Source organism: Rhodococcus sp. NBC_00294 (genome assembly GCF_036163995.1).
Taxonomy (GTDB): domain Bacteria; phylum Actinomycetota; class Actinomycetes; order Mycobacteriales; family Mycobacteriaceae; genus Rhodococcoides.
In genome coordinates this window covers 2,218,001-2,243,258 of the sequence record NZ_CP108043.1, presented here as the reverse complement: position 1 = coordinate 2,243,258, position 25,258 = coordinate 2,218,001, and the positions used below count along the sequence as shown (strand labels likewise).

The 25,258-nt window shown below is 67.2% G+C and carries 25 protein-coding genes, 1 tRNA gene and 1 pseudogene; 11 read left to right on the top strand and 16 right to left on the bottom strand.

Annotated features, from left to right (window positions below):
• Positions 1-66: 66 nt before the first annotated feature.
• Positions 67-921 (top strand): alpha/beta fold hydrolase, encoded by an 855-nt coding sequence (locus OHB23_RS10440; RefSeq protein WP_328811532.1) that lies wholly within the window; start codon positions 67-69, stop codon positions 919-921.
• Here the strand turns inward: OHB23_RS10440 and OHB23_RS10435 are convergent.
• On the bottom strand, positions 902-1,783 hold the full coding sequence (locus tag OHB23_RS10435) for a class I SAM-dependent methyltransferase (RefSeq protein WP_162246787.1): 882 nt from the start codon (positions 1,781-1,783) through the stop codon (positions 902-904). The genes OHB23_RS10440 and OHB23_RS10435 overlap by 20 nt on opposite strands.
• A 385-nt stretch (positions 1,784-2,168) precedes the next feature.
• Here OHB23_RS10435 and OHB23_RS10430 point away from each other — a divergent pair, with 385 nt between their 5' ends.
• On the top strand, positions 2,169-2,645 hold the full coding sequence (locus OHB23_RS10430) for a class I SAM-dependent methyltransferase (RefSeq protein ID WP_328811531.1): 477 nt from the start codon (positions 2,169-2,171) through the stop codon (positions 2,643-2,645).
• Positions 2,636-3,622: a phytanoyl-CoA dioxygenase family protein gene (locus OHB23_RS10425; RefSeq protein ID WP_056448728.1), complete on the top strand. Its 987-nt coding sequence runs from the start codon at positions 2,636-2,638 to the stop codon at positions 3,620-3,622. Before OHB23_RS10430 ends, OHB23_RS10425 begins: the two co-directional genes overlap by 10 nt.
• Before the next feature lie 24 nt (positions 3,623-3,646).
• Here OHB23_RS10425 and OHB23_RS10420 read toward each other — a convergent pair whose 3' ends face one another.
• The gene (locus OHB23_RS10420) at positions 3,647-3,814 is read right to left on the bottom strand and encodes a hypothetical protein (RefSeq protein WP_155957011.1); all 168 of its coding nucleotides are present in this window, start codon (positions 3,812-3,814) and stop codon (positions 3,647-3,649) included.
• 156 nt (positions 3,815-3,970) lie between these two features.
• Here OHB23_RS10420 and OHB23_RS10415 point away from each other — a divergent pair, with 156 nt between their 5' ends.
• Positions 3,971-4,393, top strand: coding sequence for a hypothetical protein (locus OHB23_RS10415; RefSeq protein WP_442973029.1), 423 nt, complete (start codon positions 3,971-3,973; stop codon positions 4,391-4,393).
• A 63-nt stretch (positions 4,394-4,456) separates the two neighbouring features.
• Here OHB23_RS10415 and OHB23_RS10410 read toward each other — a convergent pair whose 3' ends face one another.
• Together OHB23_RS10410 and OHB23_RS10405 are read right to left on the bottom strand one after the other, a co-directional pair.
• Positions 4,457-4,909: a hypothetical protein gene (locus OHB23_RS10410; RefSeq protein WP_222629816.1), complete on the bottom strand. Its 453-nt coding sequence runs from the start codon at positions 4,907-4,909 to the stop codon at positions 4,457-4,459.
• Positions 4,910-4,938: 29 nt separating this feature from the next.
• A complete protein-coding gene (locus OHB23_RS10405; RefSeq protein ID WP_328811528.1) occupies positions 4,939-5,823 on the bottom strand; it encodes a DUF6745 domain-containing protein in 885 nt (294 codons plus the stop codon).
• Between the two features lie 556 nt (positions 5,824-6,379).
• Between OHB23_RS10405 and OHB23_RS10400 the strand changes: the two genes are divergently transcribed.
• The 3 genes from OHB23_RS10400 to OHB23_RS10390 all read left to right on the top strand — a co-directional run bounded on the left by OHB23_RS10400 (position 6,380) and on the right by OHB23_RS10390 (position 7,876).
• Positions 6,380-6,556, top strand: coding sequence for a hypothetical protein (locus OHB23_RS10400; protein ID WP_156380573.1), 177 nt, complete (start codon positions 6,380-6,382; stop codon positions 6,554-6,556).
• 61 nt (positions 6,557-6,617) lie between these two features.
• Positions 6,618-7,049, top strand: a complete 432-nt coding sequence (locus tag OHB23_RS10395; protein WP_328811527.1) for a hypothetical protein — start codon at positions 6,618-6,620, stop codon at positions 7,047-7,049.
• Positions 7,050-7,414: 365 nt separating this feature from the next.
• Positions 7,415-7,876 (top strand): hypothetical protein, encoded by a 462-nt coding sequence (locus OHB23_RS10390; RefSeq protein ID WP_328811526.1) that lies wholly within the window; start codon positions 7,415-7,417, stop codon positions 7,874-7,876.
• A gap of 54 nt (positions 7,877-7,930) precedes the next feature.
• Here the strand turns inward: OHB23_RS10390 and OHB23_RS10385 are convergent, their stop codons facing one another.
• From OHB23_RS10385 to OHB23_RS10370, 4 genes are all read right to left on the bottom strand, one after another.
• On the bottom strand, positions 7,931-9,358 hold the full coding sequence (locus tag OHB23_RS10385) for a serine hydrolase domain-containing protein (RefSeq protein ID WP_328811525.1): 1,428 nt from the start codon (positions 9,356-9,358) through the stop codon (positions 7,931-7,933).
• Positions 9,355-9,843 (bottom strand): DUF3995 domain-containing protein, encoded by a 489-nt coding sequence (locus OHB23_RS10380; RefSeq protein WP_027505536.1) that lies wholly within the window; start codon positions 9,841-9,843, stop codon positions 9,355-9,357. The genes OHB23_RS10385 and OHB23_RS10380 overlap by 4 nt, the downstream gene beginning before the upstream one ends.
• Positions 9,844-10,005: 162 nt before the next feature.
• On the bottom strand, positions 10,006-12,117 hold the full coding sequence (gene helR / locus OHB23_RS10375) for an RNA polymerase recycling motor ATPase HelR (protein WP_328811524.1): 2,112 nt from the start codon (positions 12,115-12,117) through the stop codon (positions 10,006-10,008).
• 125 nt (positions 12,118-12,242) lie between these two features.
• Positions 12,243-12,443 (bottom strand): helix-hairpin-helix domain-containing protein, encoded by a 201-nt coding sequence (locus OHB23_RS10370; RefSeq protein ID WP_222647489.1) that lies wholly within the window; start codon positions 12,441-12,443, stop codon positions 12,243-12,245.
• Between the two features lie 227 nt (positions 12,444-12,670).
• Between OHB23_RS10370 and poxB the strand changes: the two genes are divergently transcribed.
• Positions 12,671-14,404 (top strand): ubiquinone-dependent pyruvate dehydrogenase, encoded by a 1,734-nt coding sequence (poxB, locus tag OHB23_RS10365; RefSeq protein ID WP_328811523.1) that lies wholly within the window; start codon positions 12,671-12,673, stop codon positions 14,402-14,404.
• A 172-nt stretch (positions 14,405-14,576) separates the two neighbouring features.
• Here the strand turns inward: poxB and OHB23_RS10360 are convergent, their stop codons facing one another.
• The 4 genes from OHB23_RS10360 to OHB23_RS10345 all read right to left on the bottom strand — a co-directional run bounded on the left by OHB23_RS10360 (position 14,577) and on the right by OHB23_RS10345 (position 17,739).
• The gene (locus OHB23_RS10360) at positions 14,577-15,545 is read right to left on the bottom strand and encodes a hypothetical protein (RefSeq protein WP_328811522.1); all 969 of its coding nucleotides are present in this window, start codon (positions 15,543-15,545) and stop codon (positions 14,577-14,579) included.
• A 78-nt stretch (positions 15,546-15,623) separates the two neighbouring features.
• Positions 15,624-15,884 carry a hypothetical protein gene (locus tag OHB23_RS10355; RefSeq protein WP_328811521.1) on the bottom strand — a complete coding sequence of 87 codons (261 nt, stop codon included), beginning with the start codon at positions 15,882-15,884 and terminating at the stop codon, positions 15,624-15,626.
• A gap of 581 nt (positions 15,885-16,465) precedes the next feature.
• Entirely contained in the window at positions 16,466-16,669 is a 204-nt protein-coding gene (locus OHB23_RS10350; RefSeq protein ID WP_328811520.1) for a three-helix bundle dimerization domain-containing protein, read from the bottom strand.
• Positions 16,670-16,866: 197 nt separating this feature from the next.
• A complete protein-coding gene (locus OHB23_RS10345; RefSeq protein ID WP_222638536.1) occupies positions 16,867-17,739 on the bottom strand; it encodes an alpha/beta fold hydrolase in 873 nt (290 codons plus the stop codon).
• Between the two features lie 550 nt (positions 17,740-18,289).
• Between OHB23_RS10345 and OHB23_RS10340 the strand changes: the two are divergent.
• Together OHB23_RS10340 and OHB23_RS10335 are read left to right on the top strand one after the other, a co-directional pair.
• Positions 18,290-18,826, top strand: a pseudogene (locus OHB23_RS10340) (alpha-hydroxy-acid oxidizing protein); the annotation flags it as partial.
• Between the two features lie 660 nt (positions 18,827-19,486).
• Positions 19,487-20,515, top strand: a complete 1,029-nt coding sequence (locus OHB23_RS10335; protein WP_027505529.1) for an LLM class flavin-dependent oxidoreductase — start codon at positions 19,487-19,489, stop codon at positions 20,513-20,515.
• Between the two features lie 691 nt (positions 20,516-21,206).
• On the opposite strand, the gene OHB23_RS10330 is transcribed toward OHB23_RS10335, so the two are convergent.
• Both OHB23_RS10330 and OHB23_RS10325 read right to left on the bottom strand, forming a co-directional pair.
• A tRNA-Lys gene (locus OHB23_RS10330) sits at positions 21,207-21,282 on the bottom strand.
• A 92-nt stretch (positions 21,283-21,374) separates the two neighbouring features.
• A complete protein-coding gene (locus tag OHB23_RS10325) occupies positions 21,375-21,596 on the bottom strand; it encodes a DUF3618 domain-containing protein (RefSeq protein ID WP_328811519.1) in 222 nt (73 codons plus the stop codon).
• A 112-nt stretch (positions 21,597-21,708) separates the two neighbouring features.
• On the opposite strand from OHB23_RS10325, the gene bcp reads away from it, so the two are divergent.
• A complete protein-coding gene (bcp, locus tag OHB23_RS10320; protein ID WP_285185942.1) occupies positions 21,709-22,182 on the top strand; it encodes a thioredoxin-dependent thiol peroxidase in 474 nt (157 codons plus the stop codon).
• Here the strand turns inward: bcp and OHB23_RS10315 are convergent.
• Both OHB23_RS10315 and OHB23_RS10310 read right to left on the bottom strand, forming a co-directional pair.
• Complete coding sequence (locus OHB23_RS10315; protein WP_328811518.1) at positions 22,160-23,551, bottom strand: dipeptidase; 1,392 nt, start codon at positions 23,549-23,551, stop codon at positions 22,160-22,162. The genes bcp and OHB23_RS10315 overlap by 23 nt on opposite strands.
• 31 nt (positions 23,552-23,582) lie before the next feature.
• Positions 23,583-24,923 carry a hypothetical protein gene (locus OHB23_RS10310; RefSeq protein ID WP_328811517.1) on the bottom strand — a complete coding sequence of 447 codons (1,341 nt, stop codon included), beginning with the start codon at positions 24,921-24,923 and terminating at the stop codon, positions 23,583-23,585.
• Between the last annotated feature and the right edge of the window lie 335 nt (positions 24,924-25,258).

Here is a 25,258-nt window from a genome sequence, read left to right as displayed (position 1 = left end):
CAGCGAAACGTGCAGCGCACGTACTTCCACCGTCATCACGAGGTCCGACCTCCTAGTGTCTGCACCATGACCGTCGAACGAGTACCGGTGTCGGGCGGACACATCACCGTCGAGACACTCACGGGCAGCTCCGATCCGATCCTCGTGATCCACGGGGTGTCCAGCCAGCGCATGCTGTGGAACTGGCTGCACGCGGAGGCGCCACACCTGACGCTCGTCGCGCCGGACCTCCGCGGCCGCGGTGACAGCGTCGACGTCACGGGCGCGTCGTCGCTCGCCCGTCACGCGGACGATCTGGACGCCGTTCTCGAGGCCCTGGGACTCGACTCCGTGCACGTGTGCGGCATGTCGATGGGTGCATTCGCGGCTGTCGAATTCGCAGCGCGGTTCCCATCCAGAGCGAGGAGTCTCGTTCTCGTCGACGGAGGCGTGCCGGTGGAACCGCCGGCCGGTCTCACCCGAGACACCGTCGCAGCCGTGTTCGAGGACAGGATCGCGCGAACGCGGCAGCGATGGGACGACCTCGACGACTACCTCGACTTCCTGGTGTCGACGTCGTTACCGCTGCTGGACCGTGACGATCCGCTCCTCGGGGAGTACGCCGCTCATGATCTGGCCGACGGTGCGATCCGGCTGTCGACCGATGCGGTCGTCGCGGACGCCACGGACGTCTTCTTCGGCGACTCGCGGTTCCGCGACCTGACGGTGCCGATCCGATTCCTGCACGCGCAGTGGAGCGTCGGGGCAGGGTCTCCGCCGATGTACTCGCCGCAGGACATCGACGCTCTCGAGCTGACGTCCGTCAGAGCACTGGACGGCCTCGATCATGCCGGCACGATCATGACAGCCGTGGGCGCGGCTGCCGTGGGCGAGACGATCGACGACGCACTGCGGGACGGGGTCAGTGACGGGACGCGGTGAACACGTCCACTGGATGCGGCACTCGAAGGCCTCCGTCCGCGCCGGGGACCGACACCGCGTCGAGGTAGGCCCGCACCGGGCCCTGTAGATCGGGGGTCAGCCTGGCCTGCACCGCGAAGTCGAGCACCTCGTCGCTCGCGGACGCCAGATCGACCAGCGCGTGCAGAGTGGCCACGTCGTCGACGACGATCCCGGCGTCGACGAAGGCGTCTCCGACGTCACCGCTGAACCACTGTCGATGACCCTCGAGCGGCGGTGCGAGAACTCCCACCAGCGCGTTCAGCTCGGCCGACGGTGCGACGGCCACCCACAGTTCGCCGCCGGGACGTAGCAGCGCGAGAGCAGCGCGCAGGGTCGCCCCGACGTCGGCGACGTAGTACATCGAGTGCACGAACATCACGACGTCGAAGGTCTCGTCGTCCACCGGGGAGTCACCGAACGACGCCACGTGGCCGTCGGCACTCAGCTCGTCGGCACCCAGCGCGGCCATCGTGGCGGTGAAGCGCTCGACACTGCCGATCCACGGATCGATTCCGACGTACCGCACGGGGCGCCCTGGCACCGCCAACACCAGACCGGCGGCGAGACGGACGTCCAGCACGCCGTCACCGCATCCCACGGACAGCACCGAGATCGGTCCGTCCCCCCTGGTACCCAGCCTGCCGGCAAGGTGCTCGGCGATCAGATCGCGCTGATCGGAGAGCAGTTCGAAAGCGGAATGCAGGCGGGCGTAGGAGTCGGGTTCGAGGCCGGCCAGGGCCGGAGCTCCCCGCCGCACGGCGCGCACACCGTCGAGAAGCACTGCGGCGAGCTCGGTGGGCGGTGGCGCAGCTATGTTGGACATCAGATACGAGTCAATCACGACGCCTCATCCGGTGTGTTGCGGTCGGCTCCTTTCAGGAGGAGTGACATGAGCAGCGGAGACACAGCAGAGCGCAGCCTCGAGCACTGGAGCGAAGCCGGTCGCACGGGCATGGAGGCGTTCTACGCTCTCGCGACCGAGGACTACCGGCAGCTGGCGTTGGCCGCCGACTGGCCGACGCTCCTCGGCGACCGCGCGCACGAGGGCTGGTCGCTGCTCGACGTGGCATGCGGCAGCGGAAAGTTCCCCACCGCGCTGCGCCGCTACACAGACCTGTCGGCGGTTCCCCGAGCTGGCCTACGACCTGCTCGACCCGTCCGCGTTCTCCGTCGCCGAGGCACGCGGCGCGCTCGGTGCGCCGTTCGCGGCCAGGCACGACCTGGTAATGACCCTGCAGGACCTCCCTGCGGATCACGCCGGCTACGACGTCGTCTGGGCCACTCACGCTCTCTACGCGCTTCCACCGGACGAATTGGACGCTGCGGCAGAACGATTCGTGGCCGCACTGGCTCCCGGAGGCCTGGGCCTGGTCGCACAGGCCACGGCGGCCTCGCACTACCTCGCGTTCTACGACGCCTTCCGCGCCGGGGTGCGCGAGGCGACGCCATACACGACCGCCGAGCAGGTGCGCGACGCACTGACACGAGCCGGCGCGGACGTACGCGATCAGCGCGTCACCTACACGACCGGTACCTCCGACCGTGGCATCGCCGAAGGTTTTCTCCAGCGCTGCGCGTTCGACGACTCGGTGTCGCTGGAGGAGATGGAAGCCGCTCCGGTGCTGGGCGAGTACCTGGCCTCCTGCCGCGACGCGTCCGGTTCCTACACCTTCTCGCACGAGGCGGCGCTGCTGTGGCTCTGAACGACTCGACCACCAATGATCGCCTGCCCGAACAGAACCGGGACGGCGGTATCGATCAGGACTGGGCAGGCGACGATCAGGACTGGTGGGACTGGTACGTCACCCTGGCCGCGAACGATGCGGCGCCCGCCGAACTGGTCGAGGGTCCCGGCCTGCCCGATGTCGAGGCCGCCACGGACGAGCAGATCGAGCGCGAGCTGGCCGAGCCCTACGCCCTCGATCCCGCTTCTGTCGAGGCCTTCGCACGGCAGGCTTTCGTGCGACTGCCCGCAGTGCTGTCGCCGGCGGTGGTGCGCCGCCTCGCCGAGCGACTCGAGGAGTTGCTGCGCGCGGAGCACGGTGACGACGTCGCCGGGCGATTCACCGCGCTCGAGCAGATGTGGCTCCACGACGACCTGATGCGCACCGTGGCGCTCTCGCCCCGCATCGGCGGTCTGGCTGCGGCACTGCTCGACGTGCCCGGAGTTCGCCTGTACCACGACAATGCGCTGTCCAAAGAGCCCGGCTGCGGGCGCACGCCGTGGCATCACGACGCCGAACACTTCCCCCTGCAGACCACCGACGCCGTCACCGCGTGGATGCCGATGTCGGCCATCCCGGGCCGGATGGGTCCGCTGTCCTTCGCCCGCGGCCGGGACGTGTTGGACGAGGTCGCCGATCTGGAGTTCGACAAGGTCGGCACGTCGTACGACGAGGCCGTCACCCAACGCTTCCTCCAGCGCGACGTCGCGGTGGAAGCGGAGCCGTTCGCAGTGGGAGACGTGTCGTTCCATTCCGCGCTGTGCTTCCACACTGCGGGCCCGAACCGGACGACGCAGCCGCGTCGAGCACTCGCCACCACCTACTTCGCCGACGGCACCCGTGTCGTGGAATCGCCGACCCTGATCAGCGGTACGTGGCGCGAGTTCCTCCCCGGCATCGAGCCGGGCGGACTCGCGGACTCCGAGCTCAACCCGGTGGTGGGTCGCCGGGACTGAGTCGGCCGGCGGCAGCGGCCGTCGTCAGCGGTACGTACGCACCATTCCCTGAATCGGATCGAACGACGGCGGCACATCGAGATCGACCTGCGTCGTCTGCGTCTGCACTCCGTCGTCGGTCGGTGACACCGTCTCCGGCAGAACGCGCCAGTGGGCGCGTGGGTCGTCCGGCTGCTCGTGGTCGGTACTCATCGTGTCCTCCGTCTGCGTTCGGCATCGCACGTCACCCGTTACCCGTTACCCATTCTGAACCGTGCACCGCCTACTCGCGCTCTGTGCCGACAGTCCTGTGTCGCTTGTGCCGTTTCTGTCAGGCAGCGCTTGACTCAATGTCGGCTACTTGTCAGGATGGACCTGACAGAAAGGGAGGATCCCATGGATCACCGCAGTGTGGTCACGCAGACCGACATCTCGTCAGCAGTGCGACGCGTCGTGGACACCGCGGCAACGGAGGCAGGACGTTTCGCGGACAGAGTCGTCGGCACTGGCCCCCTACCAGGAACACGTGAGTGGGAAGTCGAGCAGGACACAAGTCTTCCGGCCGACCGTGCGCGGGCATGGCACCTCCTCAGCTTGAGAGTCCAGGTGGCCGCCGGCCTCGACGGAATCGAGACCGTCGTCGTCCTGCGTATGCAGGGGACGACATGGGCGGCCATCGGCGAGGCGGTCGGCATGTCGCGGCAGTCGGCGCACGAGCGCTGGAGCTCGCGGGCGAACGGCGTGCTCGACCCGATGGGCACCGGATTGCCGCCGATCGCAACGGCCGACTGACCAGCAGGCCCGGTTCCGGCGTTGCTGCCGGCTGGTTCGATCGAAGCGCACCGAGCCATGACGTCAGTCCGCAACCAACCGAGCCGATCGAAAGTGCCGACCCACTCCACGCTCGCGTTGCCTGCTGATGACGTAGGAGCCGGGCGCAATTCCTGTCGCACCGTGTTCGGGATGAATCAAGTACGCCGTGACCTCGGTGTCGAGGATGCCCAACGCAAGGCCGTTCGGATCGAACACCGGAGTGGACCACATGCAGTGGCCTTTCTCGCAGACGAGACTGTGAGGGTTGCCGCCGGCAGCGCTGCGAAGCAGTTCGACGCCGGTGAGGGGCACGTCGTCGGACCGCGTGCCCCGAAATGCCTGTACGTGGAGGATCATCGGACGCGGCACGACGATCAGGTCGCCCTGAGCTTGAAGCCCGTCGACGACGGGTATCGACACGTCTCGATCGAGATAGTCGAAGACGTCGAGGCCGGTCAGGGCCGTGAGTGTGGACAGAGTCATGGTCGTGGTCATCGAAGTCACCTCGGGTCGGCGGGATGTGGTCACGTGCGGCGCACGAGACGGGAGTAGTCGTCGCCGGTGATGCCGTAGGTCCATCCGGCGGCGTCGAGTGCGGACGTCATACCGTTCGGAACCGGCAACCCGTAGCGTCGCCGCCGACCGTCCCGCTCGACAGAACCGTTGACCACGAGCAGAATTCGGCCGTCGTCCACCCAGCTGGTCGGCGTGGCGTAGAGCGACAGCTGGGCGCCGGCATTTCCCGGATCGTCCGTCCGGTCGACGAGTTCGAGTCCGGCCTCGTCGATGTAGACGTCCCACCCGATGCGCTCGATGGCGCACCGTCGTACCTCGATGTTCCGTTCGCGTGCGATGCGCTCGACGGTGGGTTCGGTGATCACCCACTCGGGAACGATGGTTCCGTGATCGACATGAATGGATCGTCCGTCGGCGAACTGGACTGCGGGCTTGTTCTGTCCGTGCAGTCGCCGTTCGTTGTGCACCGCTCCCGGAAGAGGTTCGGTCTGAAGAATTCCAGGTCGCTCGGACATGACGCAGACACTGTCGAATGCCCACCACCAACCGGTCGCCCCCGCGAGGGCTGTCTGAGTATCGAGGATGGCGTGATCCGTACCGCGGAAGGCAGAGATGCCCAGTGTGCGATGGATGTCGTAGTACGCGAGCCGGTGCGCTTCCTGCTGCCCGTACCACGCCACGCTTCCCGTCGGTCGCTGAACGAGTGACCGCACAGCGGCCGCCACTCCATCGAACAGGCTCGTGCGCAACGAATCCCACACCGCGATTCGCAGCAACTCGTCGGGCGCGATCCCCTGCCGCGCGGACTCCGCCAGTGGCTGCGTGCGTGCAGCCCAGAGGGAGCGACTGTCGGAAGGCCATCGTCGCGACACCCCGCCCGTGCGGTTGTCCATACGTTCGCGTGACCGTGAGACGGTCGACGCGATTCGAGCGGCAGCACCGGACGTCAGAGAGTTCGTACCCGACAACTGTTCGGAGACAATCAGTTCGGCGCCAGCCGGTGGGGACGGTACCCACACGAACTCGGGACAACGGAACCCTGCATGCCTGTACAGATCCGCTACGGCGGCCTCGGCGGTCGGCCTGTCGGACGGCAGAGTGGACAGACCCAGCGCGAGCCACGTGTCCCGCAACGTGGGTACGGATGCCATCTGATGAATCGAAGACGATGCGGTTCTTGCCCTGACCGCGAAGGGTGTTGCTGCGGCGCTCACGCGAGGGTGGCGGTGTCCGCCTTTCCGGTTGTCATGTGTCCGAGAATGACACGTCGCGCGACGCAGCGCAAGAGTCGGTGCCGATACCCGTAGCAGGATCGGCACATTCGGCCGAAAGTTCTCCCAGGGGGGCAGCGCACCGGATCTGACACCGTCGAGCGATAGACCATTCGTGCGCTGCCACTCATTCGCCTTCGGCGTTGATGCGGCGTCGATACAGGCATACGGTGCCGTCATGGGAAATCCACGCACCGCCGCGATCGGCCTCTACCTACTTGCGGTGATCGTGCGCGTGGCGACCTGGGGAGGCACGTCGGCGGCCGATCGCAGCGACGACGTGGTCCTCCTCCTGCTGGTCGGAGCAGTGGTCGCGGCGATTCTCTCGGTCAGGTCTCGCACGGACACGCCGTGACCCGCCCATGCGCGGCAGCGGCGAGCACGATCTAGACCGATCAGTTGGTTACAGTGGTGCGATGTCGTGGACGTCGTCGCCCAAGGATTCGGTGCTGGGCCTCGCCGTCCTCCTGTACATCGGAACGGCGTTGGTGGTGCCCATCTCGGTCGTCGCAGTGTCCGCCCTCGGCGACGCTCCCTACGACGTCGTCCCCGGGTGGTTCGCGGTGGGTGTGTTCGCGTTCTGCATCGGTGCGTACACCACGGTCTATGCCGCCTACGGGTTGTACCTGAAGGCGGTGTCGGCGCACAGACGGAGAACAGGGCCAGTCCTGGCGGCGCGCCTGGAGACCGGCGCAGTGGTCCTCGCATGGGTGTCACTCGTTGCGGGATTGACCTCCCTCGCAACGGGCGTCGCCGTCGCGAGCGGCCTTGTCTGCGCTGCGGTGTGTAGTGTCGCCGGCGCCGTCGTTCGTCGACGTGTGTTCGGACAGAGCGAACGCCGTACGTGACGCATCGGTGCGTCCGGGCAGTCCGGCTCTACTGTCCTTCCGACACGGTGGAATTGTCCAGGGCCGCGGCGAAAGCGTTGATCGCTCTCGTGTAGCGCTGAAAGCTCCTGTTGGTGCCGTAGTCAGTAAGAAAACGATCCGGCGAGCATTCGCCGCCGATACGGGACTGACCTACGGATGCTGGCGGACACGCGCTCGAATAATCGCTGCGGCCGACCTTCTCGGGCGGGGACACACCTCGCCGACACGGCAGCAGGTGTCGGTTACAGCACCAGCAGCGGGTTCATCGCTGCCTTCGCCCACGAGTTCGGCGTGACACCGTGGTCGGGCACCTGCGCGAGGACGACCGGACGGGTCGCGCGGAAATGCTCCTCGCTACCGCCGTCTCCCCTGTGTCTCGTCTGCTCGCCGCTGCCGCCACGGCGACAGTCACGGCAACCCTCGTGTTGCTTCTGGCAGGTGTCGGGCTCGTCACCGGGGCTGCTGCCGTCGGCGGAGACGGCCCCGGTGTCGTCGACGTGCTCGTCGGAGCGGTGTCGCAGCTGCCGGCAACCCTTGCCGTCGCCGCGATCGTCTACGCCGCATACGGATTCGGAAGCCGGTGGATCGCGGTCGGGTGGGCGGCAGTCGTCCTCGACCTGCTGCTGGGGCCGCTCGGTACCCTCATCGGCGCTCCCCAGTGGTTGCGCGACACAGCACCGCACACGCATCTTCCCGCCGACGTCGGCGCGCCGGTTCCACTCACCGCCGCGTTCATCCTCATCGTCGTGGCCACAGCACTTCTGACCACCGGATCGTGGGCTCTGCGCCGCCGCGACCTCGTGTGAAAGCCGGACAGAGCGTCGGCGAGTGCACACCAGCAACACTCCCGATGCCTGACCTCACTGCGCCCCACGGACACGTCGGCACGCCACGACCTGCCCGAGCACGTCGACCACGGCGGCCGCAGCGATCGCCACGAGCAATACCCACACCAGCAGAGCCACGTCCGGCGCCCACCTGCCTGCCACCGACAACCCCGCGCCGGTCGTCGCAGACAGTCCGAACAGGACGGCGACAGCGGCCGCTGTCCCTACCCCGACCGCCACGACCCCGCGCACGACGGCGACTCCTCTGGTCCGCTGGGGCGTCCTGCCCGAGACGATGCGGACCGCGTGAACGCCGATGCCGACCACCAGCGTCGCGATGATCGCAGCGAGCGCTCCGAGCACGGTGGACGCCGAGGACTCGGGAAGCTCGCTCGTCCGTCCACCCGTCACCGACGTCGTCAGGTTCCGGCCGACGGCCGCGAGCCGATCGGCCTCGATCTCACCGTATCGGTTCGCCGCCAACATGATTGCTGTGTCCAGGGACGGAATCAGAGAGACGTAGGTGTAGTAGCCGGGCACCGCACCCGCATGCCACCAGACATCGTGGCCATCGATCCTCTCGTGGAACAGGCCGTCACCGTAGGTCGAACCCTGAGCCGTCGGCACCTCGCGATACCGGGCTTCGCCGCCGTGACGTTCCCGCAGTCGCCACGACGCATAGCGTCCCAGGTCATCGATGGAACCGGCGAGGTAGCCGTATCCCAACCCCGCCGAATCGACACCGACGTCGACCGGGCGGGTGGAACCGAAGAACGGAACGTGTCCCCGCGGAACACTGTCGACGAACAGCTGCGGGTCGGTGATGGCGTCACTACCGGCGGGATCGAGTACGACGCGGCGCACGGCGTCCGCGTAGGAGGACCCTGCCGCCTGCTCGATCACAGCCTGCAGGAGCAGGTAGTTCAGACTCGAGTACCGGAACTCACCACGAGGACCAGCCCCCTTCGGCGCGTCGAGGGCGGTGACGGCGTCTGTCGCGGAACCCCTTCGGGTCCACTCGTCCGTGACGGTGATGTCGTGCGGCAGCCCGCTGGTGTGATGAACGAGGTCGTCGACGGTCACTGCGGGGTCGGAGAGCACTCGGCGAGCCTGCGGGACCACCTCGACGACAGGGCTTGTGGCGTCGAGAACACCCTCGCGCTCGAGGCCCCTCGCTGTCGCTGCCGCGAACTGCTTCGACACCGACCCCCAGACGAAAGGGGTCGACCCGTCGATGTCGTGACCGTCCCCGTCGACTCCCACGAATGCCGCAGACCGTGCACCGTCGCTGTCGACGATCCGTGCGGCCATGCCCGGTGCACCGATCTCCGAGGCCCACCGAGTGACGAGGCCCTGCAAAGACTCCTCGTCGTGCCCTCGACCGGCCGCTGGGCGGATCGACAGTGCGAGCAGTGTCAGGGCGCCCAGAAACACGGCGACGACTCGTCGTGCCGCGGTCATCGTCGTACTCCCGTCAGCGCTGTGGCCCGGTGCGTGGTGGACCACAACCCGGTCAGCAGCGCTGCTCCCCAGACCGTGAACAGCGGATCCCAGACCACGGCATGCCCGATCATCGCGGTCCGGTCGTACCCGCCGTCGGGCACGATGACGCCGACGAGCACCGCTACCGCGGACACCGTCGACACTGCGCCCCACACGAACAGCGCACCGCCCGCGCACCACCCGCACACGCGGACCTGCCGATAACGGTGGCCGCGGACCCGCTCGGTCACCCACGGGAGGACAGCAGCGCCGGCCTTCACGACAGCGACGACACCGAGCGCAAGACCGCTCGCCACCGGTCGGTCGTCGGCCAGGGTCACCGCCCAGTCCCCCACCGAGGCGAGCTGCCATCGACCTCCCACCGCCCAGTACGCGCTCGCGGCCGCATGCAGCAGCCCGGCTGCCGCAGCGAGGAGAAAGGCCACCGCCGCAGGCATACTCATGCGCGTCGTCTCCGAGGGTGTCTGCACACGATCGACACTAGGAACGTTCCGCTCGCCCGAACATCCGGGAACACCCCGACCCCACCCTGAGACAGACGAGGTCTCGACCGACGAGGGACACCAGGAATGCCGTCTCGGAACCATCCCACCCGCACCAGTCGATCAGCTCAGCACCACGAGTTGCCGCGTCGCCCGCGTCATCGCCACGTAGCGGTCGACGGCGCTGTCCACACCCGGCCCCTCGACGAGGACGACAAGATCGAACTCGAGCCCCTTGACCGACCGTGCGCTCAGAGAACGGATCCGCTCGGTGTCCGGCCGAGCCGGCATACCGATGACGCATGCCACGCCCTCGCCGGCCGCGGCCCACTCGTCGAGAATCGCGTCCAGGTCGTCCACTCCGGCGTGGCGAACGACCACCCCGGTGCTGCGGACCGAACGAGGCACGTTCGCGTCGGGGAGGACCGCTTTGATGACCGGTTCGGCCGCGGCCATGATCTCGGCCGGTGTGCGGTAGTTGACGTCGAGCGTGGACACCGCCACGTCGGTGAATCCGACACGCGCCAGCCGCGCCTCCCAGGATTCCGGGAAACCGCTGTGGGCCTGCGCGCGGTCACCCACCACCGTGAGACTGCCCGACGGGCAGCGGGCACGGATCATCTGCCACTGCGCATCCGTCAGTTCCTGGGCCTCGTCGACGACGACGTGGGAGAACGGACCAGCAAGCCGATCCGGTTCGCCCGTCGGAAACTCGTTGTAGTCCAGCATATTCTGCAAGTCGTCGCCGCGGAGCATCGACATGACACGAAGCTCCGAATCGTCGGACTCGACGAGATCGTCGACCACCGCGCGTCGGCGCGCACGCTCGGAGGCGATCGTCCGGGCACGGCGCACGCGCATTGTCGTCGCCCGTGGGTCTCCGAGGCGGCGACGAGCGACGTCGAGAAGAGGGAGATCCGCAGTCGTCCAGGGCGCACCGAGGTCTCTGCGGACCGCGGCCCTGTCGTCCTCGTCCAACCAGGGCGCGCAATGGCGTAGGTATGCCGGCACGGCCCAGAGGTCGGCGACGAGATCGGGAGCATCGATCACCGTCCACGACGACTCGACGCTGTCGCGAAGCTCGTCGATCGCCCGCAGCGACGACGTCAGCTCGGCGGCCGACACGTCGCCGGCGAGGCGGTCGACGACGATGTCGCTCAGCGCCGCCCAGATCTCCTCTCTCGCATCGTTGTGCGGAGTCTCCGCGTCGGGTGCCGTGAAGGCTTCCGCCCAGTCGGCTGCCCGGAGCAGCACTGCACCCCACTCGGTCTCGACGACCATGTCGTTCGCGGGCGGAGTCTCGTAGAAGCGGATCGCGCGATCGATCATCTCCGTCATCGACGCGGAGCCTTTCACCGCGGCGGCGCGTGGTGAGGCCTCCGCTACTGCATTCCGGCCCTCGGGAACCATCTCGTCGAGCAGGCACACCCGGACGCCGTCCTCTCCGAGATCAGGAAGCACGTCGGCGACGTACGACAGGTAGGGCTCGTGCGGTCCGATCACCAGAACCCCGCCGCGGTGGTGCCCGACCTGCGGATCCGCATACAGAAGGTAGGCCGCACGGTGCAGCGCGACCACGCTCTTTCCCGTTCCGGGGCCGCCGTCCACCACACGCACTCCTCTGGACGGGGCGCGGACGATCGCATCCTGGTCCGCTGCGATGGTGCCCAGCACGTCGCGCATGCGGGACGACCGCGCCGCCCCGAGATCGGCGACGATGGCCGACCGATCGTCCAATGCCACGGCGCCGTCGGGGATCTCAGCGGTGAACACCTCGTCCCAGTAATCGCTCACTCGTCCTCCGGTCCACCGGTAACGACGCCGCCAGGCAACACCCATCGGACGTGCCGGGGTCGCGGCGAAGAACGGTGCTGCTGCTGGTGAGCGCCAGTCGACGAGCAGAGGATGACCGGCCTCGTCGAGGAGTCCGCGCCGCCCGACGTACACCGGCTCCGTTCCGTCCGCCGGCACGAGTCGCCCGAGACACATGTCCCGCCCGACACGACGCACTGCGCGGATCTCGGCGGTGAGTCGATGTGTCTCCAGGTCGCGTTCCATCGCGTCCTGGCCGGATCGGCCAGGGGCGGCGCGAGTCCGGGCGAGGCGTCGTTCGAGATCCGCGAGGGACCGACGCAGGGCCGCGTCGATTCTGGCGAGATGTCGATCATCCGCCGCGATCGAGGCGGGGTCGGCCTTGGCTCGGCGGTGCGGGGGCAGGGCGAACACGGTGTCCACAGGTCGGCTCCGATCGGGGAAACGTGCAGGTCATGGCATCGAGCGAGCCATTCTGCGCCGACCGCGGGGGCTTGCCGCAAGCCCCACCGTGCGCTATATCTTGGAGGTGGAAGGGATCGTTCCCGTCAACGCCGATCGTCGCGCGCCTCGGCCAACCGCCTGATCGCCGACGGCCCCACTCCGTGCAGCGCGGACAACACCGCGAGGTCCGCCGGAAGGTCGAGCACCGTGCGATACCCGGCGTCGATCAGCGCGCCCGTCGCAGGCCTACCGATGCGGACACCGTCGAACACGGGCCCACGATCGGTCGGCGCGTCGTTGGTCATGCTGCTCACCGCCTTCCGCTCCTCGTCATTCTCTGCATGGATCCATTCTGACGCTCCCCATGACGACATAGGCCCGGCTGTCCCCAGAACTCGCCCGGGCACCTGCTGCAGTATTCGCCCAGAGCGCTTTCGCCGGTCCTCACCGATCTCCACGAGCGTCCGAGCCAGGACGATCGGTTACCCGTTCCACGACGCTTCCGGTGCGAATCCGGCGCATACTGTTCGCCATGGCGACCGTGGCAGACCATTTCGTGCAGACCCTGACCGAGAGCGGCGTGACCCACGTCTACGGTCTCCCGGGCGATTCGCTGAACGGCTTCACCGACGCGATCCGCCGGAACGACGGCATGACGTGGCAGCACGTCCGCAACGAGGAGACTGCCGCCTTCGCCGCAGCCGGTGACGCGGCGATCACCGGCGAACTCGCGGTGTGCGCCGGCAGTTGTGGTCCCGGCAATCTCCACCTGATCAACGGGCTGTTCGACGCGCACCGCAGCCGGGTACCCGTGCTCGCGATCGCGGCGCACATCCCGCGCAGCGAGATCGGATCGCAGTACTTCCAGGAAACTCACCCCCAGAACCTCTTTCAGGAGTGCAGTGTCTTCTGCGAGCTGGTCAGTGACCCGGAGATGGCGGAACACGTGTTCGCGATGGCGATGCGGGCGGCGATCGAGGAACGCGGTGTCGCAGTGGTCGTCGTCCCGGGCGAAGTACTGCTGGCGCATGCCGAACAGAGAAAGGCAACCCCGGCCATCCGCGCGACCACGTCTCACCTGCGTCCCGACGATGCCTCGCTCGACGAGGCCGCGTCGATCCTGAACTCGTCCGACAACATCACCATTCTGGCCGGCGCCGGTGTGGCGGGTGCGCATCGACAACTGCTCGAGATCGCCGGCGCGCTGCAGGCTCCTGTCGTGCACGCACTGCGCGGCAAGGAGCACGTCGAGTACGACAATCCCTACGACGTGGGGATGACGGGGCTGCTCGGCTTCGCCTCGGGGTACCGCGCGATCTCGCATGCCGACGTTCTTCTCATGCTGGGCACCGACTTTCCGTACCGCAACTTCTATCCCGACGACGCGAAGATCATCCAGGTGGATATCCGCGGCCAGAACCTGGGCCGCAGAGCGACCCTGGACGTCGGCTTGGTGGGTACCGTCGCCGACACCGTGGACGCTCTGCTCCCCCGTGTCCACGCCAAGACGGACAGCAAGCATCTGGACACATCGGTCAAGCACTACCGCAAGACACGCAAGAATCTCGATTCGTTCGCTGTGGACGACCGGCACCGCACACCCATCCGGCCGGAGTATCTGGCGCGCATGGCGAACGAGCTGGCCGACGACGACGCCGTCTTCACCGTCGACGTGGGGTCGCCTGTCGTGTGGGCTGCCCGGTACCTGACGATGAACGGCAAGCGCCGATTGCTCGGGTCGTTCAATCACGGATCGATGGCCTGCGCGCTCCCGTTGGCGATCGGTGCGCAGACCGCTCAGCCCGGAAGGCAGGTGGTGGCCTTCGCCGGCGACGGCGGGTTGACGATGGGCTTCGGTGAGCTGATCACGTTGATGCAGAGCGGTCTGCCGGTCAAGGTCATCATCTTCGACAATTCGTCGTTGAACTTCGTCGAACTCGAGATGAAGGCTGCCGGCATCGTCAACTACGGCACCGACCTGAAGAACCCCGACTTCGCTGCTGTGGCACAGGCTCTGGGGACGTTCGGCCGACGAGTGGAGAACCCGCAGGATCTGGAGGCGGCTCTGACCGACGCGTTCGCGTACGACGGCCCCGCCGTCATCGACGTCGTCACCGCGGCACAGGAGCTCTCCATTCCCCCCAAGATCACCCTCGAACAGGCAAAGGGGTTCACGCTGTACGGCATTCGGACGATCCTGTCCGGCCGAGCCGACGAACTCGTGGACCTCGCGGACACCAATGTCCGTCGGCGGATCTTCGACTGAGAGCTTTGCTGGCCGGACTGGCGTGATCCGGTGCCACGGTCGTGGTCGACGCGCAACCATGCAGGCGTCGAGTGGTGAAACGTGCGCCCCAACCACGTTCTGCTCTGTGAACGGCGATCAACGGAAACCACGGCCGTCAGGGCTCGACCCGACGTGGCCGACAGACGTCAGGTCACGACGCTGCGCTGACGATCGAGTCGACGACAGAGGCGGGCGCCGACAACGGAGTGAAGCCGTCGCCCAGGATGCGCCGGCACCCGTCGAGTTCGATATGGACGTCGATCATGACCAACTCGTCCCCGATCGTGGACTGCGTCGAGGTGGTCGCCAGCGACGTCGCGCGTTCACCGCAGGGACCGGCGGGCTCGACGTCGATGAGGGCGGCGTTCCAGTCGAGGTACGGCTCGGATTCGTACCGATCCGCCCCGGTGAACATCAGATCGGGTCCGGCGGTGTCGAAGCGGCAGAACCCGGACGGTGTCAACGTCAGGTCTAGTAGCGACCGAGACCCCGGCACCGGTGTCGAGACGATCGGCGAGCACGAGTAGAAGTAGGTGATCCCGGCAGCATCGAGGCGGACGCGGTGTTCGGTGGCCTCTACCTCCGGGAGCTCGAGAATCTCGGCGAGCCCCAGGGTGTTGTCCAGGCCGCAGTCACCACGCGGGTACGACGTTTGTACGGCGCGGCCGTCCACGTCGACGAGCCACATGTCGACCGGCGCCGCAGCGAGCACGGACGCCAGACATTCGGCGTCGAAGATCGAGCGACGGGTGGGCGGCCCGTTCAGCTCCCGCACAGCGCTGCCGAAGTCCCCGGCGTAGCGGCGTTCGACGTAGGTCACGGTCCCGTCGGCCTCGACGTGGTCTCCGATACCGATGTCGCACACCACGGCTGCCACCGGCTCGAACCCCTCGGGCACCGTGCCCCGCGCCGAACGGGGAGCGACGCTCTGCTGCGGCGGCGGGGCCGCGAGATAGCCGCCGACGTCCTGTGGCAACGCGCAGACGAAGCGATCGGCCGAACCGATCTCGGCGACCGACCTCGGCTCAGGATTGGTCAGGACGCCGTAGGACGCGAGAGCAATCGTCACCACCAGAAACAACGCGAGTCCCACGTGTCGACCGGTCTTGGCCGGAAGCATCCCACCTCGCGCAGTCGCGGTGAGTGTCGTCGAAGACGACTCAGCGGTAGCTGACGAGGCGTCTCGAGGACCAGTGGATCACTGCCAGGCGGGGACGTTGTGGCGATGCAGCGAGCGTATACGGCACTGCAGGCGCAGCGCCGCGATCTCGGGCGCCGACAACGCCTGCGTCACCGTCGGGTCTCCGCTGTCGAGGACACGAGCGAGCCGCTCGTGGAACTGATACCCGGGGACACCGAACGTCACGAGGATCTCCTCGTCAGGACCGCCGCCGTAGGGCAACCACCGACGCGCGAACTCGATCATCCCGCGAAGGCCCTCGGCCTGACTCGTGCTCATCGCACCATCATCGCGGCCGACGAGCCGTCCCACCCGGCGGTGAGCCGAGTCGACACCCGCTGTTCACCGCACCGCCACTCCGGCTACCCGCGGAGCGGGCACCCCTCACTCGGCGCAGCCCCACCACGATCCGACCCGAGGAGCCCCCCGATGTCCTACATCCTCTTCGACACCCTGCTCCCCTACCTCGGTGAGCACACCGCCGCGTACTGGGCTCAGCTGCTGGTGATCACCCCGGTCTGATCGGAACCGTTCACGGCGGCAACCCATTGGGACAACCGATGATCCACCGTTCGTTCACCAATGCTCGGTACCAATGAACAGGCATTCCTGCCACCACCACTCGACCACGGGAGCTCCCATGATCACCGACCTCGCAAGCTTCGTCGACTTCCTTGGCGCCCTGTCCGACATCTTCGGCGGCAGCGGCGACTTCCTCGACGGACTCAGCTTCTTCAGCTGACACACCCCGGGCCGATCTGATCCGCGCTGCAGCAAGCGCGATGCGATCGGTGAATGTCCGCACCGTGCACGGTCGCCCACGTTCTGGGCGGCCGTGTACTGCTGTGCGACAGGTGGTGTCAGTGCGGTGCGACGGAGCGCAGTGCCTCTCGTGCGTTGCGCTCGACGAGCAGCGGCACGAAGTCGCGCACCGAGCGTCCCTCGAAGCGGGCATACTCGGCCGCCACGGTCTGTTCGATGTCGTGTCGGCTCACCCCGGGCAGGGCGGCGGTGAGCCGGTCCTGCACCGCCGCGAGATGCTCCGATTCGTTGGTGGTTGTCATCTACTCAGAATCGACCTCGTATCGGGACCGAGTCAACGTTTCGACGATATTGTTCGCAGCAGTAACGATCACTCGGCAATGAGCGCGAACCTCGTGCGCAGGTTCTCCGACTGCCGGGTCACTTCGCGTGCTTTTCGCTCCGAGAATCCGACTGTGCTGCAGTTGCCGTTGCTGCCGCACCCAGACTCGGGCACGCCTCATCCAGCACAGTCCAACCACGTCCGGAGCGCTGCGGCAAACTCGATGGGCCGGCCCGTCTGACCGTACTCACCACCGAGAAACCCCTGGTGTCCGCCGGGGAAGACGACAGCGTCCTGGCCCAACAGACGGGCCACCGCATACGCTGCACGACCGGCCATCTCGCCGTCCTCAGGCCCACCGGACTCTTCGCCTACCGCGATGACGATGCGAGTCGACGCTGCCGTCAGACGCTCCACGTCGGGCACGTAATCGACGCCCAGGCCACGCATGTTCGACATCAGCGGATCGGTACGAGAACCGTCGTCCTCGGTCGGGAGTCCGAACTGCGCCGGGTCCGGCGCCGGCCCTGCGAGGTACGCGTCGTCGACAGGACCGCGGTGCATCACCAGGCGGATGAACTCGGCCATCGCCGGCCCCGTCCCCGCCGCGTCGTAGGACTCCACCATGTGCGTGCAGGCAGCCGAGATGTGGTTGTGGTCAGCGAGTGCACCACCGGCGGGTGGCTCGTGGGCGACGAGAGTTCGGATCGCGCCCGGCCGGCGTTCGACGCAGACGAGGGCGTTGACCGCGCCGCCGCTCGACGCGAACACGTCGACAGGTCCGGACCCCAGCGCTGTGATCAACGCATCCAGATCGTCGGCGTGCTGCCACGGCGTGACCGCAGCCGTGGGTTCGCCACAGACGCTGCGGCCGGTGTTGCGTGGGTCGTAGGTCACGACCGGTCGATCGATGAAATGCGTACGGAGCGTGGTGAACCCACTCGCATCCATCGGTGAACCGATGAGCAACAGGGGTGTATCCGAGGTCAGTGGACCATGGACGTCGTAGGTGATGGTGGCGCCGGAAACGGCGAGCGTGTGTGTAGTCATGCCGTGTCGCCTCGGGTGCGCTGCCGAACTCATCACCGGACAGGCACGCCGTGTCGACGTCACATCGGCACCTCGCCGTCAGACCTGTGGTCCACGGTCTCGAAAAAAGTAGTGAGTAGCATCTGAAGCAGAAGGGACTCGAACCCCGGACCCAGTGACTGTCCCCGGCCGAACTCGGAAATCCAGTGGGACCATGAATCCCACCTCAGTAGCGTGGATCAAGAGTCACATTGACCATGTGGGACCATCACGGTTCCGATGAGACCGCAATAGAAGTCGGGAATCATTGCTGTCAGGTACCCCGGTCGCACGGGCAACGGCTTTCATGACGAGACGGCGCACAACCTTGTAGGTGAACGACGAGGCGGACGAGGACGCAAGGGCAACCGCGCACACGGGCACCTCACCGAATTTGTGCCGCTGCACACCCTCGAGCTGCGCATTCATCGCTAATCCGAGCTCGTGTACCGTCCCCGCCATGCCGACGCACCATCGATCGGTCGACGGCAATGCCGACCAAGTGGGCCACGACTCGGGAACGGATCCGCACATGCCACTCTCCACCGGACGCGAACGCCAGAACCACATCTACACAGCGGGGGTGGCCGGACGAACACCGACTGTTCCCACGGATTTCCCTGGATTGGAACGGCGTGCACTCACGAAGATGTCCGACCGAGCGCGTGCCTACATTGCGGGTGGGGCCGGCTCCGGCACCACGATGGACAACAACCGCCGCGCTCTCGACCGATGGAACATCGTGCCTCGGGTCCTTCGGGACGTGTCTGCGAGAACCACCGAAAGCGAACTCCTCGGCCTCACACTTCCGGCACCCGTGTTGTTCGCTCCGGTCGGAGCCGGGGGCGCAGTGCATCGACAGGCAGATCTGTTGATCGGCCAAGCCGCCGCCACACTGGGACTTCCCTACATCTTCTCCAACCAGGGGTCCGTCGCGATGGAGGAGGTCGCTGCCGGCATGGACCGGATCGCGCCCGGGTCCCCGAGGTGGTTCCAACTCTACTGGTCGACCGACGACGACCTGGTCGATTCCCTGCTCACGCGGGCCGAGCGCTCCGGTGCCAGTGCCGGCCGAGCGGCCCAGGGTGGCTGCTGCCGCTGCCCGCGCCTCCATCGCCATCCGCGAGCGAAGCGGACGAGAGGTACCGCAGTGGCTTCGCGACACTGCTGCCGGCCGTCCCACCACGCCACCGCCTGATCTGACCTGACCTTCCAGCGGTGCAGCGGCTGCGTGGGAGGTGAACATCAACTGGCGCAGCGGACGTAGAACACTTGTCTTTCGCTGTGGCGTTGCTCGGGGAACCGACCGATCAGTGCGCTCAGCCCGAGAAGGGCTGTACACGGTCCATCCGTCGCTGCGGCGTATCGCCGCCGTCTCGATACCACGACCTCGAAGCTGAGAGGCTCGGTCATGGAGTGTTTCTCCCGGCTCGGTAGAGGTAGCTGTGTCTGGCTGTACTGCGCGAGGCGGTGCTCGTCGAGCTGGGTTGTGTTCTTGTCCCAGTTGCCGCCCCGGGTGCCAGGTTGCGGGGCGGCATAGCCGTCGAGTGTCAGTAAAGGTCCGGGGTGCAAGTCCCTGTGGGCGCACCACAGAGGGCCCCTGATCAGCAGCCGTGCCGATCAGGGGCGCGGAGAGGTGGGTAGCCCTGGGAACAGTTTCTCGGTCGAGATGGTTGACTTGTAAACTAAACCAGGGTCGACGTCGTGGCCCCGACCGAGAGGTTCAGCAATGCATGTAGGTGTGGACAGCTTCGTGTCCTCCGTGACCGACCCGACCGACGGCCGCGTGATCGGCGCTGCCGAGCGAATGGAGCACCTGCTCGAGGAGATCACCCTCGCCGACCGGGTGGGTCTTTACTCGTTCGGGATCGGCGAGCACCACCGCAGCGAGTACTTCGATTCCGCTCCATCGATCATCCTCGCGGCCGCGGCAGCTCGCACGGAACGAATCCGGCTGGGCAGTGCGGTCAAGGTACTCAGCGCGGACGATCCGGTGCGAGTTTTCCAGGAATTCGCCACCCTGGATTTGATCTCGAAGGGGCGGACGGATCTGGTCGTGGGCCGCGGCTCGTTCACCGAGTCGTTCCCCCTGTTCGGTCTGGACCTGGCCGACTACGACTCGCTGTTCATCGAGAAGCTCGAGCTGCTGCTGCAGATCCGGGACAACGTCGAGGTGACGTGGTCGGGCAAGCACCGGCCGGCGCTGACGCGGCAGAGCATCTATCCGCGTCCGATGCAGGATCCTCTGCCGATCTGGGTGGGTGTCGGCGGCAGTCCCGAATCATTCGCTCGCGCAGGTCTGTTGGGGTTGCCGCTGATGATCGCGATCATCGGCGGTGAGCCGCGCCAGTTCGCGCCGCTCGTCGATCTGTACCGCCGCGCGGGTGCGCAGGCAGGTCATGCGCCGGAGAAATTGAAGGTGGGCCTGCACGTGTTCGGGTTCGTCGCGGAGAGCACGCAGGCGGCGGCGGACACCATCTACCCCGGGTGGAACGAGATGTTCACGAAGATCTCGCGGGAGCGAGGATTCGCGCGACCGACCCGAGCGCAGTTCGATGCCACGTCCGGACCTAACGGTGCCTTTTTCATGGGTGACCCGCAGACGGTGGCCGACAAGATCGCGCGAGTGGGCGAACAGCTCGGCGGTGTGGATCGGCTGTCCCTGCAGATGACCAATCCCCGCTTGGCTCACAGTGATCTGCTCCGCGGCATCGAGCTACTGGGAACGGAGGTCGCACCGCTGGTGGCCGATCTCTGACCGTGGGCTTGATCATGACGAGCTAGCGGACCTACGGCCGGTTCTGCGGAATTGCTCGGGCGCGTTCGATCTCGATTCCCAGCCCACGTAGATTCCGTGGATCTTCGCCCGCCGTCCAAGTTCGGACGGCGGGCTCTGACGCGAGATTGCATTATGCCCCGCCCGGAAAATATTCGATTCACAGTCGCCGATCCCTCGACCGGTAGGGCCGGCCTTGTCTCAGGTGCCGGGTGAAGAATCGGTCCGCCTCGTCGCTGGCGTATTCGGGGACGCCGACGTGCCCACCCTAATCGGCGTGCAACATTCGGTGGTGGTCCACAGTGCGGTGATGAGCTCGTCGCCCCCGGTCGAGTCGGAGATCGGAGTTCGACGGTGTAGATGTACGGCAGGGGCGCTCCCACGATGCACAGCAACCCCCACTCCGCCCGGGGGACGATGTCGCCGTCCGAACTCTCTGTAGCGGACGGTGGCACCCCAGGCGTCGCAGTGGGCGCGAGAAGCCTGCACCGCAGGTCATTGGACCCGGTACAGACAACTTTGCAGCCGCCTGAGCAGGCACAATGCGTCGTTCGATATTGCCGCGGAGAAGACCCGAAACCTCGAGTTTCGAGTTGCAGTCATGCATAAGTAGTGAGTGGCACCGAAACCAGAAGAGCCCCTGACCAGCTAGCTGCTGATCAGGGGCCCTTTGTGGTGCGCCCACAGGGACTCGAACCCCGGACCCAGTGATTAAGAGTCACTTGCTCTACCAACTGAGCTATAGGCGCATGGTCGGAGCGGCTCGCGCTCCTCGGTGCGTGAAAGACATTAACACCTGGCGCGCAGGGAGTGAAATCGAGTCATTGACCTGCGCAGATGCTCAGCTGACGATCTTGCGGATCACCAGGATGGCGACGACGGCGCCGACGCCGATGAGCGAGAACTTCACGGCGGGCTCGTTGAGGGTGCCCACGACGCTGCGCTTGGTGTTCTCGACCAGCCGCTTCGGGTTGGCGCGCACGCTGAGCTCGTCCAGCGTCGACGCGAGCTGGTCGCGTGCGGTCTCGATGTCGCGCTCGATGTTGTCGGTGTTGCGTGCCACGAAAGCCCTCCCGGCTGGACGAAGATGCAGAACTTCTGCGGTCGCCTCAGAGCCTAGAGCACGACGCCCGGCGCGCCTGCCCGGCTCGGACGAGTCGGCTAAGTTTGGCATCGTGACCACGACCTCGAGACTGTCCGCAGGCGACGCTGCTCCCGCCCTGTCCCTCCCCGACGCCGACGGCAACACCGTGTCGCTGGCGGACTACGCCGGCCGACGCGTGGTCGTCTACTTCTACCCCGCCGCGGCGACGCCGGGGTGCACGAAGCAGGCGTGCGACTTCCGCGACAGCCTGGCGCAGCTCAACGATGCGGGCCTCGAGGTGATCGGGGTGTCGCCGGACAAGCCCGCCAAGCTGGCGAAGTTCCGCGACGACGAGGGCCTCACGTTCCCGCTGCTCTCCGATCCGGAGAAGTCGACCCTGCAGGCGTGGGGAGCGTTCGGCGAGAAGTCGATGTACGGCAAGACCGTCACGGGCGTCATCCGCTCGACGTTCGTCATCGACGCCGACGGCAAGGTCGAGGTGGCTCAGTACAACGTGAAGGCCACCGGCCACGTCGCCAAGCTCATCCGCGATCTGAAGCTCTGAGCCGCCACTGCTCGGGCAGGCGGCTCAGGAACGCTGCTTCGGCCACCGCGATGGTCTCGATCTCGCTGGGGTCGACGCTCTCGTTCGGTGCGTGAATGGTCGACAGCGGCTCCTCGACGCCCATGAGGACGATCTCCGCGTCCGGAACCGCGCGCTGCAGCGCGGTGCACAGCGGAATGGAACCGCCCTGCCCGGCGAACTGCACGGGCTCGCCGTAGGCGTCGCTCAACGCGGTCATCAGCGTGCCGTACGCCGGGCCGTCCGTACGGGCGGCGAAGGGTGATCCGACGGCATCCGGCGTGACCGTCACCCGCGCGGACCACGGCGCCGCATTCGTCAGGTGAGTGACGAGCAGATCACGCGTCTTCTCGGCGTCCATGCCGGGCGGTACGCGAAGTCCGATGCGCGCGGACGCGCGAGGCACCACGGCGGCGGCGCTTCCCACCACGGGTGGGCAGTCGATGCCCATGACGGTGACGGACGGCCGGGCCCAGAGATGGTCCGCGATGGACCCGCTCCCGGTGAGCTCCACACCGTCCAGCACGCCCGCATCCGTCCGGAAACGCTCGACCGGATACTCGGCACCGTCCCACACGCCGGAACCGTCCACCCCGTCGATGGTGGTGTCGCCGTTGACGTCGTGCAGCGTGGCGAGCATCGCCACGAGGGCCACCAGTGCGTCGGGCGCGGGCCCGCCGTACATCCCGGAATGCACTGCGCCGCGGAGTGTCTCGACGTCGACCCGAACAATCGCCATGCCGCGCAGCGACGTCGTCAGCGTCGGCGTTCCGACGGCGATGTTGCCCGTGTCGCCGATGACGATCACATCTGCGGCGAACAGCTCGGGACGGTCGCGCACCAGGTCCTCGAGGCCACCGGTCCCGGTCTCCTCCGAGCCCTCGCACACCACCACGATGCCCACCTCCGAGTCGGAGCCGAGCGCACGGAGCGCCGCGAGGTGCATCAGCACGTTGCCCTTGCAATCGGCCGAACCGCGGCCGAACCAGCGACCGTCCCGATCGGTCAACTCGAAAGGCGCGCTGTTCCACAGCGACTCGTCGCCCGCAGGCTGGACGTCGTAGTGCGAGTACAGCAGGACTGTCGGAGCACCGTCCGCAGCGCGGCGCCGACCGATGACAGCCGCCGATCCGTCGGACGTCTCGTGCAACTCCGTGTCTTTCACGCCGGCGTCGCGGAATGCGTCCCGCACCCACTCCGCGGCGGAGCGGCACTCGGACGGCGGCGCCTGCTCGGGATCGGCGATGGAGCGAAAGGCGACGAGGTCTGCCAGTTCGGCGCGCACTCTCGGCATGCTCGCACGCACGCGGTCTCGGAGCTCGGACAACTGCGCATCGGTACCAGAGGTCATGGAAAACAGTCTGGCACCTCGACACGTCGACCTACTGCGGGAACTCCTGGTTCAGCCACTGCCCGGTCTGCTGCCAGTGCTTCGCCCACGCCTCGTCCTGCAGCTGCTGCGGGGACTTGTTCGGATCCTGCTCGGGCACCGGGACGGTGAACTGCGGAGCGGGTACCGCACTGGGAGAGGACGACTGCTGCTGTGGCGGCGTGGTGGTCCACGGCGTGGGCGCCGGCGCAGCGGCGGTCGGCGACCAGGGTGCTGCCGACGGCGCGGTCCAGTCGGAGGCCGCGGCGTCTGCTGCGGCGTCCTCTGTCGGAACCGGCGCTGCCGGAGCAGCGGGGGCCGGCGACGCGGCCGGAGCAGCGGGAACCACCGGTGCCGCGACTGCGGGAGCATCTGCCACCGGGGACGCGGAGCCACCGTTCGGGGCCTGCTGCTCCGCGGCGGTGTTCTGGGGCACGCTGTCCGATCCACCGGACATCACGGCAGCGGTACCGATGCCCGCCGCGACCAGCGCTGCTGCGGCGGCAGCGCCGGCGAACCCGACGAAACGGCGCGAGCGGCGACCGGTGGGAGCGACGGACGCGGCCGTCACCACCGGGATGGCCTCGGTCCGAGCATCGTCGATCGGATCGACGACAGCAGGCGCCACGACGGCGGGGAACACCTCGGTGTCGGTGTCGGACGACGTCGTGGGAGGAACGGCCTTGTCGACGGGCGTGACCTCGTCGGCGGACGCGACTCGGGGGCGAGCAGCCGCGGCGGCGGCACCTGCCACACCGGCACGTGCCGCTGCGGACTTCGAGATCGGCGACGCGGACGCGCCCGACTTCACGACGCCGGACTTCCCCGCACCGGTCGCAGACCGGCGTACAGGCTTGGCCGGGACGGGACGCGTCGGGCGCAGAGGTGGGCGGGCTGCCGCTGCGGCGGCGGCGACAGCGGAGGGTGTGGTCCGCTGCCAGGGCGCGACATCGTCGGCAGGAGGAGTGGCGTCGTCGTCGAGTGTCGCGCCGGCGGCGGGCGTGTCCGCGACGACCGGGGTGGGAGAGTCGAAGACGGGAACACCGAACGCGAGTTCGAGGATGGGCGGAGCCACGTCGATGTCAGCGGCAGCGCCCGAGGTCACGACGGACATGACACAGGCGTCGGCGACGTCCACCAGGTCCCACAGCATCGGCACCGTCAGCCCGATCTGCTCGGGCGAGAAGTCCTCGAGGTCGATCGACTCGGCGACGCCGAGGTCCGACCCGTCGATGGGAGACAGCAGGGACGCCGTCACCGTGGACCCGTCCAGGTGATACAGCAGAACGGCGGAGACCACGGTGGTGTCACCACGGGTCTCGGGTGCGCTGCTGTCGCGGGGGGTGTCGTTCATGATGTGCCTCCTCTTCTCGAAGACGAACCGGAAGCCGACACAGCCGTCGTGACTCCCCCGAGACCGGCCTGAACGATCGACTACTTGCTCCGTCAGTGAACGATGCGTCTTGTAACAGTCTCTAAACATACCGTAAGTTCATATTGAATGCGGCCGAACGGTAGCTCACTGTTCGAGAACGGTGGGTCGACCGATACTGTTGGTGACGTGGAGTCGACCGACGGAGCACCGGGGCGCAGCACCCCGATCACCGAGGAGACAGCGCACGAACAGGGCCTTCACGACGAGACCGATGTCCGCGACGGGGCCGACACCAGCGAGAACGCGGACGAGAA